We start from the raw sequence: 18046 nt of genomic DNA, 5'->3' as shown, positions 1-18046 counted from the left end.
TTGATGTCGATGCATCGGCTGTCGGGCTGCCCCAGCTGCGCGGAACCCCTGGAGGAGGGTGACCGTTTCTGCGGCGTCTGCGGCTACGCCGTGACCGCTCCTCCCCCGGCCGCGTCGGCGGACCACCCGACCGTCCCCATCCCGACGGCTCCACCGGCCCCGCCGGCCTCGCCGGTGGCCGCGGGCGGCTACGGGACCCCGGCCCCCGGCGGTTCCCACGCCGCCGCCGAACCCGCCCCCGGCTGGGGCAGCGTGGCGGCGGCCGCGCCCACGCTGGTCGGCGAACCGGGCGGCTGGGCCGCCACCCCGCCGGAGCCGGAGCCCGAGCCCGAGCCGGAGCCCGCGCCGGAACCGGTCCCGGTCGCCCAGGCCCCGTACGCGGCCGTCGGCCACGAGAACCCCTACGGCACCGGCACGCCTCCGGAAGGAACCCCGTGGGGCGCGGCGGAACACCCGTACGGCGCGGGCCCCGACGGCCCGCAGGCCCGGTACGACCTGCCCGGCGGCGCCGGAACTCCCCCGGAGGGGACCCCGTGGGGCGCGACCGAGGGCCTGTACGAGAGCTACGAGACCGCTCCCCCCGGGCCCACCGCCCCGGCCGGAGCCCCGCAGGGGACCGGCGGGAAGACCTGTGTCGCCTGCCGGGCCGGCCACGTGGACACCGACGGGTACTGCGAGCACTGCGGGCACGCGCAGCCCCGGGAGCGGGACCACCTGGAGGAGGAGCTCGGGAGCGTCGCGGCCGTCAGTGACCGCGGGCTGCGCCACCACCGCAACGAGGACTCGTTCGCCGTGTCGGCCACCGCCCTGCCCGACGGCTCCGCCGCCACCGTGGCGATCGTCTGCGACGGCGTCTCCTCCGCGAGCCGCCCCGACGAGGCGTCGGCCGCCGCGGCCGGCGCCGCCAACGAGGCGCTGCTCGACGCGCTTCCCCGCGGGGCCCACCCGCAGGAGGCCATGCACGAGGCGATCCTGGCCGCGGCGGCCGCGGTGAACGCCCTGGCCCCGGAGGTCCCCGGCGCGCAGAACGCCCCGGCTTGCACCCTGGTCGGCGCCGTCGTCAGCGGCGGCCTGCTGACCATCGGCTGGGTGGGCGACAGCCGTGCGTACTGGGTGCCCGACGACCGCGCCGCCCTGCCCCGCCGTCTCACCGAGGACGACTCGTGGGCCGCCCAGATGGTCGCCGCCGGTCTGATGGGCGAGGCCGAGGCCTACGCGGACGTCCGCGCGCACGCCATCACCGGCTGGCTGGGGGCGGACGCGTACGACCTCGAACCGCACACGGCGACCTTCAAGCCGGACCACCCGGGCGTGATCGTGGTCTGCACCGACGGACTGTGGAACTACGCGGAGTCCGCGCGGGAGATGGCCCAGGTGCTGCCCGCGGACGCCGCCGCCCGCCCGCTGCACAGCGCGCAGGTACTGGTGGGACACGCCCTCGACGGCGGCGGACACGACAACGTCACCGTGGCCGTCGTGCCGTTCGCCGCGCACCCCGAGCAGGAACCGGGACCGGAAGCGGAGCCGGGCCCGGCGGCACAACCGGAACCGGAAGCGCGCCCGCAGGTCTGACCCGCCTGCCCGAGCCCCTAGGAGTCCCACCGATGGCGAACTTCGCCAAGCCGAGCGCCCCGCGCTTCAGCGTGGAGGTGTACCAGAACGAGTTCCTGCCCGAGGGCGGGCGGGACGTCCACGCCATCGTCACGGTCACCTCCACCGGCGGCGCCACCGCCACCCGTGCGACGGCCGTCGACGGCTCCGCCGCCGTCGTGATCATGGTCGACTGCTCGGGGTCCATGGAGTACCCGCCGGACAAGATGCGCGGCGCCCGCGAGGCCACGGCCGCCGCCATCGACACCCTGCGCGACGGCACCTCGTTCGCCGTGATCGCCGGTACGCACGTGGCCAAGGAGGTCTACCCGGGCCAGGGCCGCCTCGCCGTGGCCGACCCGGCCACCCGCGCCCAGGCCAAGGAGGCCCTGCGCGGGCTCAGCTCCGGCGGCGGCACCGCCATCGGTACGTGGCTGCGCCTCGCCGACGGCCTGCTGCGCCGGGCCCCCGCCGTCATCCGGCACGGCATCCTGCTCACCGACGGCCGCAACGAGCACGAGGAACCGGCCGTGCTCCGGGCCACCCTCGACGCCTGCGCGGGCCGCTTCACCTGCGACGCCCGCGGGGTGGGCACCGACTGGGAGGTCAAGGAGGTCACCGGGATCGCGAGCGCGCTGCTCGGCTCCGCCGACATCGTGGCCGACCCGGCCCACCTCACCGAGGACTTCACGCGCATGATGGAGAACGTCATGGGCAAGGAGGTCGCGGATGTCGCGCTGCGCCTGTGGACCCCGGTCGGCGTGGAGATCCAGTACGTCAAGCAGGTCGCGCCCACCGTCCAGGACCTGACGGCCCGCCGCACGGAGGCGGGCCCGCGCGCCGGCGACTACCCGACCGGATCGTGGGGCGACGAGTCCCGCGAGTACCACGTGTGCGTACGGGTCCCGAGCGCGACCGTGGGCCAGGAGATGCTCGCCGCCCGCGCCTCGCTCGTACTGCCGGGGGCGGCGGGCGAGCCGCCGGCCGTTCTCGCCCAGGGCCTGGTGCGCGCGGTGTGGACGAACGATCTGGCCGCGTCCACCGCCATCAACCGGCAGGTCGCCCATTACACCGGACAGGCGGAGCTGGCGCAGGCCATCCAGCTGGGACTGGAAGCCCGCAAACTGGGCGATGTGGACGGAGCCACGGCCAAACTCGGCCGCGCCGTTCAGCTGGCGAGCGCCTCCGGAAACGCCGACACCGCGAAACTCCTCGCGAAGGTGGTGGATGTCGTGGACGCGGCGGCGGGTACTGTGCGGCTGAAAGCGAAGGTCGCCGATGCCGACGAGATGACTCTTGAAACGCGTTCGACACAGACCGTCCGAGTGAAGAAGACCTGAGAAGACCTGACGCGATGACGCAGGGAGAAGAAGGGGGAAGCGCCGCCATGCCGACCTGCCCGAACGGGCACCAGTCCGCCTCCGACGACTGGTGCGAGGTCTGTGGCCACCGCATGGCCGCTTCGGCGGGCGCGCCTCCGGCGCCCTCCTACGGCTACGGCTACCCCCCGACCGCCGGTGAGCCGACCGCCCAGGCCGAGCTCTGCCCGCAGTGCCGGACCCCGCGCGAGGCCATGGCCCCGTTCTGCGAGGAGTGCCGGTACAACTTCCTGAGCCGTACGCCGACTTCGTACGCGCCGCCGGCCCCGGACCACGGGCCCCAGGCGACCGGCGCCGGCAGCCCGCCGCCGACTCCTCCGCCGCCGCCCGTGCCCGCTCCCGGGAACTACTCCCAGGACCACTTCGAGTACCAGGGCTCGCGGCCGTCCCGGGTCAACCGGCCGGCCGAGCCGCTCCAGCGCGAGGACGACTGGCTGCTGCCGCCGCCCGTGCACGAGCCGCCGCACGAGTACCAGCAGCCCCCGCAGCCCCAGTACCAGCAGCAGCCCCCGCCGCCGCCTCAGCAGCAGTACCAGCAGCCCCAGTACCAGCAGCAGCCTCCTCCGCCGCCTCAGCAGCAGCCCTTCCCGCCGCAGGCCGGCGCCTGGAGCGCGACGATCGGCCCCGACCGCTCGTACTTCATGGCGATGATGCAGCGCAGCGGCCCCGAGGCGGCCGGGCTCAACCTGCCCGCGTACTCCCCGGAGCAGCACCTTCCGCTGTCCGGCGGCCAGATCACCATCGGCCGCCGCCGCGCCTCCACGGGAGAGTCCCCCGACATCGACCTGTCGGTGCCCCCGGAGGACCCGGGCGTCTCCCACCAGCACGCGGTCTTCGTCCAGCAGCCCGACCTCAGCTGGGCGGTGGTGGACCAGAACTCCACCAACGGCACCACGATCAACGGCGGCGAGGAGCCGATCCAGCCCTACGTCCCGGTCCCGCTCTCCGACGGCGACCGCGTCCACGTGGGCGCCTGGACGACGATCACCATCCGCCGCGGCTGATACCGCCGCAGCCGGTTCACCCCTCCCCCAGGGGCCATACGTAGGGTCCCTGGGGATCGTCGAGCCACGACCACTGGCCCCCGGGCCCGACCGAGACCCCGAAGCGCTCACGGGACGGCCGGCCCTCGCTGCGCCACAGGTCCAGGGCCTCGCGGGGGTGCAGGACGCTTGCGGTCAGCACGTGCATGAACTGGAAGCGCTCGTTCTCCACCAGCTCGTACGGGAGCCCGTACGGCATGTCGGCCGGGGCCGGCGGTGGCGCCGCCCTGGCCCCGCGCAGCGGGACGAAGTACGCCGGCGTGTGCAGGAAGCGGCCCTCGGCGAAGTCGGCGTCCCGCACCGTGAGCGCGATCAGCCCGGTCGACAGCGGGGCCAGGATCCGGGCCCCCGGCCGGCACTGGGCGAGCCAGGCGTGCGGAACCAGCGGCAGCGTGCAGGTCACCATGATCCGGTCGAAGGGGGCTCGCGCGGGGCAGCCGCGCGCCCCGTCCCCGGTGACCACGGCCGGGTGGTAGCCGAGCTGGGCCAGGTGCGTCCGCGCCGACTCGGTGATCTCCTCGTCCAGGTCCACGGTGGTGACGTGCTCGTCGCCGAGCCGGTGGCAGAGCAGCGCCGCGTTGTATCCGGTGCCCGCGCCGATCTCCAGGACGTCGTCGCCGTCGCGCACGTCGAGGGCCGCCAGCATCTTGGCCATCAGCGAGGGCTGGCTGCTGGAGGAGACCAGCCGGCCGTCGCGCAGCCGGGTGGCGAGGGGGGTGTCCACGTAGACCCCGCGCAGCCAGCGGGCCCGGCGTTCGGGGTCGGGGTCCTCGGCCCAGAGCCGTTCGTGACCGGCGCCGCGGCCGGTCCAGAAGTAGGGCACGAAGACGTGCCGGGGCACCGCTTCGAACGCCGCCCGCCAGAGCGGATCCTCCAGCACCCCGGCGGCGACCAGCTCCCGTACCTGGGCGGCGTGAGCGGTCTCCCGCAGATCCCTGATCCCGCTGCGCGGGGTGGTGGGTGAGGTGGTGCGTGAGGTGTGTGCGCCCATGCCTCCACTGTCCTGCGCGCGGCCTTCGCATGCGAGCGCGGGCGGTCCCGGGGATGGGTCCTGGGACCCCGGTCCTCCGCCCGGGCGTCTGAGACGATGGTCGGGTGAATGAGATTCCGCGGGGCACGCTTCAGGAGCAGACCTTTTACGAGCTGGTGGGCGGCGAGGACACCTTCCGTCGCCTCGTCCGGCGCTTCTACCAGGGGGTCGCGGAGGACCCGCTGCTGCGCCCGATGTACCCGGAGGAGGACCTGGGGCCGGCCGAGGAGCGGTTCGCCCTGTTCCTGATGCAGTACTGGGGCGGCCCGACCACCTACAGCCAGCACCGCGGTCACCCGCGGCTGCGGATGCGGCACGCGCCGTTCCAGGTGGACGCGGCGGCCCACGACGCCTGGCTGAAGCACATGCGCGTCGCCGTGGACGAGCTGGGCCTGGCGCCGGAGCTCGAGGCCCAGCTGTGGAAGTACCTGACGTACGCCGCCGCGTCGATGATCAACACGGCGGACTAGGCGGCCGGCCGGCCGACGAGCCGGAGGGCCGGCGGTTCAGACCGGCCGGACCTGGAGCGCGCCCAAGCCGCCGGTGGCGCTGGGGCGGCGGGTGGCGACGGAACCGTAGGGGGTGCGCAGCCGCAGCCAGCTCCCGGCGGCGAGCAGCGCCACGGGATCGGGCCCGGCGGACCCGGGGGCGGACGCGGGGGCGGGCACGGTCGCCCGTACCGGCCGCAGGAAACCCAGGGACTGCGCGGCGTGCACGGCGCGCAGCGGGAGCTCGGTGTCGCCCAGGGTGCGGGACCAGATCTCGCGGCCGATGCGGTCGCGTTCGGAGCGGGTCCGGTGCTGCGGGGGCAGGGCCTCGTCGCGGGCCCGGAACTCGGCGACGGCGGCCGCCACGGCCCGTCCCATCGCCTCGGGGCCCGGCAGCCCCGGAAGCAGCTGCCAGCCGCCTCGGGGCGGGAGCACCCCGGTCCAGGGCGGTCCCGTGACCGCCCGGGGCACGGTGACCGCGGCCGAGGCCTCGTCCACCGACTCCAGGAGCTCACCGGCGGACACGGTCAGGTCCAGCGGCGACGCGACGGGCGCGGCGAGCCGCACCGTGCGGACGGCCAGGACGTCGAAGGACGGCGGCCGCCCGAAAACGGCGAGCGCGCCGCCGCCCGCCTGCAGGCGGACCGCGGCGGCGCGGTCGTAGTGCACCAGCCGGCCCAGGAAGGCGGCGAGGTCCGCCGCCTCCCCGGAGTCGGCGAAGTGCAGCTGCCCGTTCATGCCGCGAGGCGCCCTTCGGAGCCGTGCCGGGCCGCGGGCTCGTCGAGGTACTCCTCCAGGAAGCGCCTCTCCTCGGCCGTGATGCGGCGGGGCCGCCCCGCGGCGAGGTCGTAGGGCACGACCACGGTCTCGGCGCGGACGTAGACCGTCTCGGGCGCGTCCTCGGTCGCCTCGTCCTTGACCTCGTAGCGGATCGTCAGCGAGGCGGCGCCTATCCGGGTCACCCAGGACTCGATGAGGACCGGCTCGTGACGGTGCACGAGGGGCAGCTTGTAGTCGATCTCGTGACGGGCCACGACGGAGCCGCCCGTGAAGGATTCGCTGCCCTCCCCCGGCGCGAGGCGGAACATGAAGTCGATCCGCGCCTCCTCCAGATAGCGGAGGAAGACGACGTTGTTGACGTGCCCGAAGGCATCCATGTCCGCCCAGCGCAGGGGGCACCGGTAGTGGTGTCTGGCCATGACCGTTGCCTCAGCCTCGGGTGAGCTTCTTGTAGGTGGCACGGTGCGGGCGGGTGGCGTCCGCGCCGAGACGCTCGACCTTGTTCTTCTCGTACGACTCGAAGTTGCCCTCGAACCAGTACCACTTGGACTCGCCCTCGTACGCCAGGATGTGCGTGGCGACCCGGTCGAGGAACCAGCGGTCGTGGGAGATGACCACGGCCGCACCGGGGAATTCGAGCAGGGCGTTCTCGAGCGACGACAGGGTCTCGACGTCGAGGTCGTTGGTGGGCTCGTCGAGGAGCAGCAGGTTGCCGCCCTCCTTGAGCGTCAGCGCCAGGTTGAGGCGGTTGCGCTCACCACCGGAGAGGACACCGGCCGGCTTCTGCTGGTCCGGGCCCTTGAAGCCGAAGGCGCTGACGTACGCGCGGGACGGCATCTCGACCTGGCCGACGTTGATGTAGTCCAGCTCGTCCGACACGACCGCCCAGAGGGTCTTCTTGGGGTCGATGTTGGCGCGGCTCTGGTCGACGTACGAGATCTTGACGGTCTCGCCGATCTTGACGGAGCCGGAGTCCGGCGCCTCCAGGCCCTGGATCATCTTGAAGAGCGTGGTCTTGCCGGCGCCGTTCGGGCCGATGATGCCCACGATGCCGTTGCGCGGCAGCGTGAAGGACAGGTCGTCGATGAGGACCTTGTCGCCGAACGCCTTGGAGAGGTTGTTGACCTCGACCACGATCGAGCCCAGACGCGGGCCCGGCGGGATCTGGATCTCCTCGAAGTCGAGCTTGCGCATCTTGTCCGCTTCGGCCGCCATCTCCTCGTAGCGGGCGAGGCGGGCCTTGGACTTGGTCTGACGCCCCTTGGCGTTGGACCGCACCCACTCCAGCTCTTCCTTGAGGCGCTTCTGGCGCTTCTCGTCCTTGCGGCCCTCGACCTTGAGACGGGTGGCCTTCTTCTCCAGGTAGGTGGAGTAGTTGCCCTCGTACGGGTGCGCGCGGCCGCGGTCGAGCTCGAGGATCCACTCGGCGACGTTGTTGAGGAAGTAGCGGTCGTGGGTCACGGCCACGACGGCGCCCTTGTACTGCGAAAGGTGCTGCTCCAGCCAGTTCACCGACTCGGCGTCGAGGTGGTTGGTGGGCTCGTCGAGGAGGAGCAGGTCCGGGGCCTCGATCAGCAGCTTGCAGAGCGCGACGCGGCGCTTCTCGCCACCGGAGAGGTTGGTGACGGGCCAGTCGCCGGGGGGGCAGCCCAGGGCGTCCATGGCCTGCTCGAGCTGGGCGTCGAGGTCCCAGGCGTTGGAGTGGTCCAGGATCTCCTGGAGCTTGCCCATCTCGTCCATGAGCGCGTCGGTGTAGTCGGTCGCCATCAGCTCGGCGACCTCGTTGAAGCGCTTGAGCTTGCCCATGACCTCGGCGGCGCCGTCCTGGACGTTCTCCAGCACGGTCTTCGACTCGTCGAGCTTGGGCTCCTGCATCAGGATGCCGACGGTGAAGCCTGGCGTGATGAAGGCGTCGCCGTTGGACGGCTGCTCCAGGCCCGCCATGATCTTCAGAACGGTGGACTTACCGGCGCCGTTCGGGCCGACCACACCGATCTTCGCGCCGGGCAGGAAGTTCAGGGTGACGTCATCAAGAATCACCTTGTCGCCGTGCGCCTTGCGCGTCTTGCGCATGGTGTAGATGAACTCAGCCAAGAGAAACCGTCCGGCAGATCGATGAGTGGGCAGATACACCCCATCTTGCCTGACGTCCACCCCCCGGGGGAAACGCGTATGGCCCCGGGGCCTGATCTGCGGCGCCGCCCGGAGTCAGCGGGGGCGGTAGACGGTGAGGGCGTCCGGGAGCTCGTCGAGGACCAGGGCGGGCGGGGCCTCGGCGTACTCGCCGTCGTAGGCGAGGGGGGTGCCCGGCGGGATGTCCGCGATGCGCAGGCTGCGCAGGCGGGTGGCCGTGTGGACCGGGGAGCGGCTCAGGGGGCCCGCGAGGGCGGCGGCCAGCAGGCGGGGGCCGGGGCGGCCGCCGCCGTAGACGAGCCGGAGGTCGAGCAGGCCCTCGCCGAGGCTGTCGCGGCGGCGGGGGGTGGGGCCGGTGCCGTGGTAGGTGCCGTTGCCCGCGAAGAGCAGCCACACGCTCCGGGGCCGCCCGGTCAGGCGCAGCCGCACGGGCCGCTGGGAGCGCAGCACCCGCCAGGCCGCCAGCAGCGCGGCCGGGCCGCCGCCGATGCGCGGGCCCCAGCGCAGCCGGTGGCGCAGCAGCTCCGGGTAGGCGCCGATGCTGAAGTTGTTCAGGAAGTAGCCGGGCTCTCCCCCGGGCCCCGGGGAGAAGCGGCCCACGCCGACGCGGACGGCGTGGCCGTCGGCAAGCGCGCGGCAGGTGCCCTCGGCTCCGGGCAGGCCGAGGTCCATCGCGAAGTGGTTGAGGGTGCCGCCGGGGAACACGGCCAGCGGCAGCCCGGCCCGCAGGGCGGCGGTCGCGGCCGCGTTGACCGTGCCGTCGCCGCCGCAGACGCCGAGCACGGTGGCCCGCGAGGCCGCCTGCGCCAGTGCGGGCGCCAGATCCGCGCCCTCGCACTCGATCACCTCGGCCTCGGGGAGCCGGGCGCGCAGTACGTCGAGCCCTGCGGCCGCGGCCGTCCCCGATCCGGTGTTGACCACCACCGTCAGCCCGGCCCCGTCGGGCAGCGCGGGCACCCCGGGGGCGGTCCGCTCGTCGCCCGGCGCGACCCGGGCTTCCTGCGCGTCCCGCGCGAGCCGGCGTACGACGAACGCCGCGGCCACCCCCAGCGCCGCACCCGCGAGCACGTCGGAGGGGTAGTGCACCCCGGTGTAGACCCGGGAGAACGCCACCGAAGCGGCGACCGGAGCCAGCGCGGCGCCCCAGCCCGGGGACTCCAGCGCGAGCCCGGCGGCGAAGGCGAAGGCCGATGCCGAGTGCCCGGACGGGAAGGAGGTGGTCTGCGGCTGCGTGGCCAGCTGCCGCACCGCGGGCACGCCGTCCAGCAGCGGCCGCGGCCGGCGTACGGACCACTTGCCGACGGTGTTGATGGTGGCGGAGGCCAGCGCCAGCGAGGCCACCCCGCGCACGGCGGCCTTGCGGGCCCCGGCCGATCCGAAGACGGCGATCGCCGCGGCGGCCCCGCCCCACAGCACCCCGTGGTTCGCCGCGCGCCCGAGCCGCGGCAGCACCCGGTCGGCCCCGGGCCAGTGCCGCCGGGCCACCACGTCGAACAGTCCTCGGTCCCAGCGCGCGACCGCGCCCTTCCAGGTCAGTTCCTGATCACCGGTGGTCATGGCCACCACCCTAAGACCGGTCCTCCTCGTCCAGTGGGCGCTTGCGGAGCAGCAGGACCACCAGGCCGCCCAGGACCACCAGGCCCACCGCCAGGGAGGCGATGACCGGGGTGGCCGCCGAGCTGCCGCTGGTCGCCAGGCGCTCCTCCTCCGGCGTGGCCAGCGAGGCGGTCGCGGACTGCGCGCCCAGTGCCACCGCCCCCGTGCCGGAGGTCGTGCCCGCGGCGGGGGCCGTCTGGGTCACCGGGGCCGGCGGCCAGGCCGCCGTGGCCGTGGCGGCGGCCGCGGACTCGCTGGAGCCGGCGACGATCTGCGCCTGGGCGGGCACCCCGCTGGTGAAGACCCGCCCGACCGGCACCTTGGTCGCGCCCTGCACGGTGACCGAGGCCGTCCCGTCGGGGGTGCCCGCGGGCACCTCGAAGTACAGCCGGCTGCCGTTGACGGCGGTGTCCAGCGGCCGCCCCTCGGCGTCCACCACCCGCACCCCCATCGCGACGGCCGCCGCGTCCGGGATCACCGACACGCTCCGCGCCCCGGTCCGCACGGTCACCGGGCCGAGCCGGGTGCCGACCGCCCCCGACACGTCGCCGGGGTCCAGCCCCAGCGAGGACGGCGGCTCCGGCAGCTGCCCCGCCGCGCGCTGCAGGTAGTCGGCCAGCTTCTCCGCCGCCGGGTCGGCGGCCTCGACGTTGACCCCGTCCGCCAGCCGCCAGATCGCCACCTGGGTGCCGGCCGCGGCGCTCTCCGCGGTGAGCGCCCCGGCGCCGGCCGCCTTGGCGAGCCCGGCCAGATCGTTCAGCTGCGGGTAGGAGTGCTCCAGGACCCAGCGGATCCGGCCCGCCTCCCGGTTCCCGGCGAGCGGGCTGCCGCTCCAGCCGCTCTCGGTGTACCGGGCCTGCGGCTGGGCGTTGCCCGCCACTCCGACCCCGTACGTCTGGAGCATCCCGCCGCCGTCGACCCGCATCTCGTAGAGCCCGGCGGGGATGTGCCGGACCGAGCCGTCCCCGGCGTGGAGGACCGCCTGCCCGTACGTCTTCAGCCCGTCCAGCACGGCGCTCGCGCCCTCCGGGGCCCGGGCCGCCACCGCGTCGGAGTCGGCGGCCGCCGTGGCTCCGGGCGCGGCGGCGAGGGCCGCGGCCAGCAGGGCCACCGCCAGCGGCCGGCGCGCGGAGCCCCGTACCGCGGCGGGAGGTTCGGGAGAGCCAGGCGCAGGAGCAGGAGCGGAATCAGGAGCGGAGGATGCGGGAACGGCAATCGACACAGTCTTCCCCTTCGGGCCAAAGACCCAGGTGCCCGTGAGTACCGGGGAATCCTAACCGCCTCGAACACTCAGACCACCGCCGCCTTCTGAGTGGCCATCAGCGGAGTGTCGGTCTTCACCACGCGCCGGAACGCGGCCGTCCCTCGGTTCAGGTCGTGTCCGATGGCCGTCGCGTCGATCTCCGCGGAGGTCCGGCGCTTGCCCTCTCCGTCGGGCGGGTCCTCCCGCACGCGCAGCCTCCCGTGCACCACCAGCGGTTCGCCGACCGAGACGGAACCGGCGAGATTCACCGCGAGCGTCCGGCGCGCCCACACGGTGTAGAAGCTGGTGGTCCCGTCGGTCCAGGCCTCCGCGCGCTTGTCGAAGTACCGCGGTGTCACCGCGAACCGGAACCGCGCCGACGGTCCATTCACCGTTTCCTTGTAGTCGATCCGCGTGGCCACACAACCCACCAGCGTCACCTGGGTGTCGTTCATCCCGGTCGCCCTCCCCCGTCTTCCGTGCCCGCGCGGACCATCCGTACGGGCTACGAACCATGCTGGGTCAGGGCGCCGACTCCCGCTCCGGCCTGTGGATTACTGACGGGTTGTGGACAACTTCGTCCCCCCTGCGGCGACCGTGGCGTACTGCTCGCGCACCTCCCGGTAGCGCAGCAGCTCCGCCGCCACCGGCTCCAGCACCCGGGCCCGCCCGCAGCCGGCCGCCGCCTGCCGCAGTCTTCGCTCCGCGTCCTGCCCGTACCGGCGCGCCGGGCCGCGGGCCGCGATCGAGCAGGCCCATTCCACGAGCGGCCCGCCGATGATGCCCGCCACCATCAGCAGCACCGGCGGCAGCAGCCTCGGCTCCAGGACCCCCACGATCTGCCCGACCAGCCACAGCCCGCCGTAGATCTGGAGCAGCGTCATGGCTGCCTGCCCGAGCACCGCCGCCGGCCACCACGTGGGCCGCGGCGGTTTGACGCTCGGCACCGCGACCGCCGCCCCGAGGGTCACCGCGATCTCGTCCAGCGCCTCCGGAAGCCGGTCCGCGCCGCGCACCGCCGTCTCCCGGACGGCCTGCGCCCACGGTTCGGGCAGGCCGGCGACCGCCTCGTCGGCGACCGCCCGGACGGCCTGTTCCACTCGCTGGCGTGCGGTCACCTCCTCCTCGACCGGCGCCGGCTCGGCCACCTGGCCCCGGCCGCCGATCGCCGCCAGGGCGGCCAGACCCGCCAGGGTCCGCGGCGCGCGCCGGCCCTCGTACCACCGCCACAGCCGCAGCCACGGCGTCCCGCACGCCTTTCCCGCATTGCGCCGCCACGCGCGCTCGGCGGCCAGCCCGGCCGCGAACGCCCCGACCGCCTCGGCGAGCCGGTCCTCGAACTCGGCGCGCGCCGCCTCCCCGATCTCGGGCCCGGAATGCCCGTCGGCCACGTAGAGCGGCCGCAGGCGCACGGCCGCGCGGTCCACGTCGGCGGAGATCCGCCGGGTCGCGGCGCCCTTCTCCTGGGTGAACTGTCCGAGGAGCTCGCGCAGTTCCCCGACGCCTTCACCCGTCAGAGCGGAAAGTCCGAGCACCGTGGCCCCCGGCTCGCCGTGCTCGCCGAGCGCGATCCCGTCCTCGTCGAGCAGCCGCCGCAGGTCGTCCAGTACGAGGTCGGCGGACTCGCCGGGCAGCCGGTCGACCTGGTTCAGCACGACGAACGTCACCTCCGCGTGCCCGGCCAGCGGCCGCAGGTACCGCTCGTGCAGCACGGCGTCCGCGTACTTCTCCGGGTCCACCACCCACACCACGGCGTCGACCAGCGCCAGTACGCGGTCCACGTGGTCCCGGTGCGCGACGACCGCCGAGTCCAGGTCGGGCAGGTCGATGAGGACCATCCCGCGCAGTGCCTCCGCTTCCGAGGTCTCGCGGGGCCGGCGCCGCAGCCGCCCCGGGATCTCCAGCCGGTCCAGCAGTCCGGCGGCCCCGTCCGACCAGCTGCACGCGATGGGCGCCGCGGTGGTCGGGCGGCGCAGCCCGGTCTCGGAGATCTGCACCCCGGCGAGTGAATTGAAGAGTGTGGACTTGCCGCTTCCGGTGGCGCCGGCGATCGCGACGACCGTGTGCTGGGGGGACAGCCCGCGGCGCGCGGCCGCCTCGTCCAGGACCCGCCCGGCCTCGGCGAGGGTCTTGCCGTCGAGCCGGGTCCGCGACAGCCCGACGAGCTGGCGCAGCGCGTCGAGGCGCAGCCGCAGGGCCTGGCCCTCGGGGCTGAGCGGGGGCGCGGCCGACTTGCCGCCGTCGCTGCCCGCGCCGGACACGGCCCGTACGAGAGCCTCGTCGCCCTCGTTGCCTTCGTCGTCGCCGTCGCCCGGTTCGCGGTCGGCGGCCCGGGGGCGGGAGCGCGCGATGAGTCCGTCGTCCCAGCGGTCGTCGGTGCGGTCGGTCAGGGCGGTCACCGCGTCACCTCTCCTTCTGCAGTACGGACAGCGCGGCAATCAGCTCGGCTTGGGGTTCCGGGGTCACTTCGAGCGCTTCCAGCGGGGCGAGCCGGCGGTCGCGTTCGCCGCGCAGCACCTGGTCGAGGTGGTCGCAGACCAGTTCCGCGCCCCGGTCGCGCAGCCGCAGGGCGGCCTGGGCGCCGATCCGTTCGGCGAGCCGCTCCCCCGCGGGCCTGGCCCGCTTGCCGCCGAGGAGGGCGGCGACGAGCAGGGCCGCGACGCCGTCGGGGTCGGGTGCGGGCTGCTTGTCGAGCCGGGCGACCTCTTCCTCGGCCAGTTCCTCCAGCACGCGCCGCCAGCGCCGTACGGCCATGCCGATGCGTTCCCCCGCCTCCCTGTCGGGCGCGGGCAGCGCCACCGCGCCGGCCGCCGGTTCGCGCCGCCAGGCTGCGGCGATCCGCTCGTCGGCGGCGGCGACGGCGCACTGGAGGAGCGCGGCGAGGGATTCGGCGAGCGAGTCCAGCAGTTCGTCGGCGCTGGTGTCGAGCGGGTAGCCGCGCCACCGGGTCAGGGCGTCGCCGGCCAGTACGGCGCCGTGGTCGAGGCGGCCGCGGACCCGCTTGCCCTCCCGCTTGTACGCGTCCTCGACGGCCGCGGTCAGCCGTACGGCGGCGGCGTGCTGGGCGGCGACGGCGGAGGCGAGCTCGGGCATCCGGCGCCCGAGGGAGTCCAGCGCGCCGAGCGCGGTCCGCCCGACGGCGTACTGCCGGGCGGCGGGGTCCTGGGCGTGGTGGGCGAGCCAGGCGTACAGCGGGGCGACGGCGCTGGCCGGCAGCAGCCCGCCCCCGCCGGCCGATTCGGGCAGCTCCGGGACGGTGAAGCGCGGTACGTCGCCGAGCCCGGCCTTGGTGAGCAGGGCCCCGTACTGCCGCGAGACCTCGGCGAGCACCTGGTGCGGGACCCGGTCGAGGACGGTGATGAGCGTGGCCCTGTACTGCTTGGCGGTGCGCAGCAGGTGCCAGGGGACGGCGTCGGCGTACCGCGAGGCGGTGGTGACCATCACCCAGACGTCGGCGGCGCAGATGAGTTCGGCGGCGAGTGTCCGGTTCTCGACCACGAGGGAGTCGATGTCGGGGGCGTCGAGGATGGCGAGTCCGCGCGGCAGGCTGGAGACGGTCTCGATCCGCATCTCGCGGGTGGCGTGGCTGCCGCCGTGGGCACGTTCGCGGGCCCGGGACTTGGGCGCGGGGGGCGCCTCCTCCTCCGCGTGCGGCACCCAGACCCGCATCAGGTCGGGCAGTACCCGCATCCCGGCGAACCAGTGGTGGTCGTCCGGATGGCAGACGAGCACCGGTGTGCGCGTGGTCGGGCGCAGCACCCCGGCTTCGCTGACCTGTCGTCCGACGAGGGAGTTGACGAGGGTGGACTTACCGGCCCCGGTGGACCCGCCGACGACGGCGAGCATCGGCGCCTCGGGCGCCTTCAGCCGGGGTACGAGGTAGTCGTCGAGCTGCGCGAGCAGCTCGGCTCTGGTTTGACGGGCGCGTGGAGCGCCGGGCAGGGGCAGCGGCAGACGCACGGACGCGACCCGGTCGCGCAGGGCGGACAGGGCATCGAGCAGCTGAGGCCGAACATCCAAGGTCACCACATGCGAAGAATGCCCAATTTAGGAGCATTTTTGAAGCTTATAAGTCCTCTGCGCGCCGACCGCGACTCCAGTGGGACATTCTGGGCACGACGGACGAGTGGGGCGCAGGCATAACGAGTGCACAACACCGGGGGCGCCGCGGCGCAAAAGCGATGCGAGAATCGCACCTGCCTGCGATTATCGGGACCGCTTCACCGAACCTCCACATCGTGGCCCGCGAGTGAAGCAACCGGGACAAGGCAACCGGAGCCCTATCCTTGACCCGGCACGGACCGCAGTCCCACCCCCACCAGGGGCTCCAGGCCCACCACGGCCACCTTCCGGCCCCCGTAGCTCAGTGGATAGAGCAGGTGCCTTCTAAGCACTTGGCCGCAGGTTCGAGTCCTGCCGGGGGCACTCTTCTCCACCACTGAAAGCCCTCCCTTCGCGGAGGGCTTTTTCGCAGGTCGACGGACCCGCCGAATGGCCGATCCCCACGGCGCGCCGTCCCTTCGCCGCGCGGCCCAGGCTGTAGGGCAAGGGGTGCAGGCTCGGCGGCGAAGCTCTCTGGAGGACGGATGACGTCGGTGGACCGTTCACCCGAAGAGGCATCGCACGAAGGGGCGCCACCCGAAGGGGCGTCGCCGGAACGGCGGACCGAGCAGCGGACCGAGCGGCGGACCGGCCAGGGCTCCGCCGTCCTGAAGTGGCTGTCGACGACCGACCACAAGGTGATCGGCAATCTCTACCTGGTGACGGCCTTCGCCTTCTTCCTCTTCGCCGGCGTGCTGGCCATGTTCATGCGGGCCGAACTCGCCCGCCCCGGACTGCAGATCATTTCGAATCAGCAGTACAACGAAATGTTCACCATCCACGCCACGATCATGATGCTGCTGTTCGCGACGCCCACCTTCACCGGATTCGCCAACGCGATCATGCCGTTGCAGATCGGCGCACCCGATGTCGCCTTTCCGCGGCTCAACGCATTCACCTACTGGGTGTACCTGTTCGGGGGCCTGCTGGTCATCTCGGGATTCCTGACCGCGCACGGGGCGGCGTCCTTCGGGTGGTTCGCCTACGCGCCGCTGAACGGCGCCCGGTACTCCCCCGGTACGGGCCCCGACCTGTGGGCCATGGGGCTGGCCGTCTCGGGGCTGAGCACGATCCTCGGGTCGGTGAACTTCATCACCACCATCATCTGCCTGCGCGCGCCCGGCATGACCTTGTTCCGCATGCCGATCTTCACGTGGAACGTCCTCTTCACCTCGATCCTGGCGCTCCTGGCCTTTCCGGTGCTCACGGCCGCGCTGCTGGTCCTGGAGGCCGACCGGAAGTTCGGCTCACACGTCTTCGACCCGGCCAACGGCGGCGCCCTGCTCTGGCAGCACCTGTTCTGGTTCTTCGGCCATCCGGAGGTCTACATCGTCGCCCTGCCGTTCTTCGGGGTGGTGAGCGAGATCCTCCCCGTCTTCAGCCGGAAGCCGATGTTCGGCTACGTGTCCCTGATCGGCGCCACGATCGCCATCACCGGCCTGTCCGCCACCGTGTGGGCGCACCACATGTTCGCGACGGGGGCCGTGCTGCTGCCCTTCTTCTCCCTGCTGTCCTTCCTGATCGCCGTGCCGACCGGGGTGAAGTTCTTCAACTGGATCGGGACGATGTGGAAGGGGTCGCTCTCCTTCGAGACGCCGATGCTGTGGTCCATCGGCTTCCTCGTCACCTTCCTCCTGGGCGGTCTGACCGGGGTGCTGGTGGCCTCGCCCCCGCTGGACTTCCACCTGACGGACAGCTACTTCGTCGTCGCCCACCTCCACTACGTCCTCTTCGGCACCATCGTCTTCGCCACCTTCGGCGGCTTCTACTTCTGGTGGCCGAAGCTCACCGGCCGGATGCTGGACGAGCGGCTCGGCGCGCTCCACTTCTGGACCCTGTTCACCGGCTTCCAGACGACCTTCCTGGTCCAACACTGGCTGGGCCAGGCGGGCATGCCGCGCCGGTACGCGAACTACCTGGCGAGCGACGGCTTCACGCTCCTGAACACCGTCTCGTCCCTCGGGTCCTTCCTGCTGGGCCTGTCGACGCTGTTCTTCCTCTACAACGTCTGGAAGACCCACCGCTACGGCGCGCGGGTCACCGTCGACGACCCCTGGGGCTGGGGGCGTTCCCTGGAGTGGGCGACGAGCTGCCCGCCGCCCCGGCACAACTTCCACGCCCTGCCCCGGATCCGCTCGGAATCCCCGGCCTTCGACCTTCACCACCCGGAGGTGCCCCGTGAAAGGTGAGGCCTGGCTCTTCACCGGCACGGCCCTGTTCTTCGGCGCGACCACCGTCGTCTACGGCTGGTTCTCCCGGGAGCCGGCGGGCAGCGCCGCGCTCTGCGTCTCCTTCGTCATGGCGAGCCTCGTCGCCGCGTACCTGTGGCGCCAGTACCGGCGGGACGGCGCGCGACCGGAGGACCGTGAGGAGGCCGAGGTCCGGGAGGCCGGCGGCCGGACGGCCTTCTTCCCCGCCCGCAGCTACTTTCCCGTACTGGCGGCCGCGGGCACCGCGCTGATCGGCCTGGGCGTGGTGCAGGGCCTGTGGCTGTGCCTCATCGGCTTCGGCGTCCTGCTGCCGGGAGTCCTGGGATTCGCCTTCCAGAACCTCGGCCACCAGGACGGACGAGCAAGTCCGAAGTGATGGTCAGTGGTTGGCGCCGGCCCGGCCCGCGAGGCCGGAGCGTTTGACCGTCGGCCGGAAACGGCTCGTCTACGGGG

Annotated in this window: 15 protein-coding genes and 1 tRNA gene; 7 read left to right on the top strand and 9 right to left on the bottom strand. The window is 73.4% G+C overall.

Annotation, left to right across the window (positions count from 1 at the left end; translation table 11 throughout):
• Positions 1-3: 3 nt before the first annotated feature.
• From ACZ45T_RS04535 to ACZ45T_RS04525, 3 genes are read left to right on the top strand one after another with little or no spacing between them, the layout of a single operon-like run.
• Entirely contained in the window at positions 4-1572 is a 1569-nt protein-coding gene (locus tag ACZ45T_RS04535) for a protein phosphatase 2C domain-containing protein (protein WP_468437415.1), read from the top strand.
• Positions 1573-1604: 32 nt separating this feature from the next.
• Positions 1605-2930, top strand: coding sequence for a vWA domain-containing protein (locus tag ACZ45T_RS04530; RefSeq protein ID WP_468437413.1), 1326 nt, complete (start codon positions 1605-1607; stop codon positions 2928-2930).
• Positions 2931-2944: 14 nt separating this feature from the next.
• On the top strand, positions 2945-3973 hold the full coding sequence (locus tag ACZ45T_RS04525) for an FHA domain-containing protein (protein WP_468437411.1): 1029 nt from the start codon (positions 2945-2947) through the stop codon (positions 3971-3973).
• Positions 3974-3989: 16 nt separating this feature from the next.
• Here the strand turns inward: ACZ45T_RS04525 and ACZ45T_RS04520 are convergent, their stop codons facing one another.
• Positions 3990-5003: a methyltransferase domain-containing protein gene (locus ACZ45T_RS04520; protein ID WP_468437409.1), complete on the bottom strand. Its 1014-nt coding sequence runs from the start codon at positions 5001-5003 to the stop codon at positions 3990-3992.
• 104 nt (positions 5004-5107) lie between these two features.
• Here ACZ45T_RS04520 and ACZ45T_RS04515 point away from each other — a divergent pair, with 104 nt between their 5' ends.
• Positions 5108-5512, top strand: coding sequence for a globin (locus ACZ45T_RS04515; RefSeq protein WP_468437407.1), 405 nt, complete (start codon positions 5108-5110; stop codon positions 5510-5512).
• Between the two features lie 36 nt (positions 5513-5548).
• On the opposite strand, the gene ACZ45T_RS04510 is transcribed toward ACZ45T_RS04515, so the two are convergent.
• The 8 genes from ACZ45T_RS04510 to ACZ45T_RS04475 form a co-directional block, all read right to left on the bottom strand.
• Entirely contained in the window at positions 5549-6268 is a 720-nt protein-coding gene (locus tag ACZ45T_RS04510; RefSeq protein WP_468437405.1) for a DUF8010 domain-containing protein, read from the bottom strand.
• Positions 6265-6729 (bottom strand): acyl-CoA thioesterase, encoded by a 465-nt coding sequence (locus tag ACZ45T_RS04505; protein ID WP_468437403.1) that lies wholly within the window; start codon positions 6727-6729, stop codon positions 6265-6267. Before ACZ45T_RS04505 ends, ACZ45T_RS04510 begins: the two co-directional genes overlap by 4 nt.
• A gap of 10 nt (positions 6730-6739) precedes the next feature.
• On the bottom strand, positions 6740-8404 hold the full coding sequence (ettA, locus tag ACZ45T_RS04500; protein ID WP_468437401.1) for an energy-dependent translational throttle protein EttA: 1665 nt from the start codon (positions 8402-8404) through the stop codon (positions 6740-6742).
• Positions 8405-8518: 114 nt separating this feature from the next.
• Positions 8519-10000, bottom strand: coding sequence for a phosphatase PAP2 family protein (locus ACZ45T_RS04495; protein WP_468437399.1), 1482 nt, complete (start codon positions 9998-10000; stop codon positions 8519-8521).
• Positions 10001-10010: 10 nt separating this feature from the next.
• On the bottom strand, positions 10011-11150 hold the full coding sequence (locus ACZ45T_RS04490) for a thioester domain-containing protein (RefSeq protein WP_468437397.1): 1140 nt from the start codon (positions 11148-11150) through the stop codon (positions 10011-10013).
• A 179-nt stretch (positions 11151-11329) separates the two neighbouring features.
• The gene (locus ACZ45T_RS04485) at positions 11330-11737 is read right to left on the bottom strand and encodes a single-stranded DNA-binding protein (RefSeq protein ID WP_468437395.1); all 408 of its coding nucleotides are present in this window, start codon (positions 11735-11737) and stop codon (positions 11330-11332) included.
• Between the two features lie 99 nt (positions 11738-11836).
• Positions 11837-13681, bottom strand: coding sequence for a GTPase (locus ACZ45T_RS04480; protein WP_468437393.1), 1845 nt, complete (start codon positions 13679-13681; stop codon positions 11837-11839).
• Positions 13682-13685: 4 nt separating this feature from the next.
• Positions 13686-15302: a dynamin family protein gene (locus ACZ45T_RS04475; RefSeq protein WP_468437391.1), complete on the bottom strand. Its 1617-nt coding sequence runs from the start codon at positions 15300-15302 to the stop codon at positions 13686-13688.
• Between the two features lie 332 nt (positions 15303-15634).
• Here ACZ45T_RS04475 and ACZ45T_RS04470 point away from each other — a divergent pair.
• The 3 genes from ACZ45T_RS04470 to ctaF all read left to right on the top strand — a co-directional run bounded on the left by ACZ45T_RS04470 (position 15635) and on the right by ctaF (position 17969).
• Positions 15635-15707, top strand: a tRNA-Arg gene (locus ACZ45T_RS04470).
• Between the two features lie 161 nt (positions 15708-15868).
• Positions 15869-17572, top strand: a complete 1704-nt coding sequence (gene ctaD, locus ACZ45T_RS04465; protein ID WP_468437389.1) for an aa3-type cytochrome oxidase subunit I — start codon at positions 15869-15871, stop codon at positions 17570-17572.
• On the top strand, positions 17562-17969 hold the full coding sequence (gene ctaF, locus ACZ45T_RS04460) for an aa3-type cytochrome oxidase subunit IV (protein ID WP_468437386.1): 408 nt from the start codon (positions 17562-17564) through the stop codon (positions 17967-17969). The genes ctaD and ctaF overlap by 11 nt, the downstream gene beginning before the upstream one ends.
• The last annotated feature ends 77 nt before the right edge of the window (positions 17970-18046 follow it).

The sequence above is a fragment of the Streptomyces sp. NPDC030995 genome, from assembly GCF_055571215.1.
Note: the sequence above shows the minus strand (reverse complement) of the source record. Positions and strands in the feature narration are given on the sequence as shown.

Excerpts from the sequence above, each read along its gene's own strand:
- ACZ45T_RS04535 (WP_468437415.1), top strand. The coding sequence starts at position 4 with ATGTCGATGCATCGGCTGTCGGGCTGCCCCAGCTGCGCGGAACCCCTG.
- ACZ45T_RS04530 (WP_468437413.1), top strand. The coding sequence starts at position 1,605 with ATGGCGAACTTCGCCAAGCCGAGCGCCCCGCGCTTCAGCGTGGAGGTG.
- ACZ45T_RS04525 (WP_468437411.1), top strand. The coding sequence starts at position 2,945 with ATGACGCAGGGAGAAGAAGGGGGAAGCGCCGCCATGCCGACCTGCCCG.
- ACZ45T_RS04520 (WP_468437409.1), bottom strand. The coding sequence starts at position 5,003 with ATGGGCGCACACACCTCACGCACCACCTCACCCACCACCCCGCGCAGC.
- ACZ45T_RS04510 (WP_468437405.1), bottom strand. The coding sequence starts at position 6,268 with ATGAACGGGCAGCTGCACTTCGCCGACTCCGGGGAGGCGGCGGACCTC.
- ACZ45T_RS04505 (WP_468437403.1), bottom strand. The coding sequence starts at position 6,729 with ATGGCCAGACACCACTACCGGTGCCCCCTGCGCTGGGCGGACATGGAT.
- ACZ45T_RS04495 (WP_468437399.1), bottom strand. The coding sequence starts at position 10,000 with ATGACCACCGGTGATCAGGAACTGACCTGGAAGGGCGCGGTCGCGCGC.
- ACZ45T_RS04485 (WP_468437395.1), bottom strand. The coding sequence starts at position 11,737 with ATGAACGACACCCAGGTGACGCTGGTGGGTTGTGTGGCCACGCGGATC.
- ctaD (WP_468437389.1), top strand. The coding sequence starts at position 15,869 with ATGACGTCGGTGGACCGTTCACCCGAAGAGGCATCGCACGAAGGGGCG.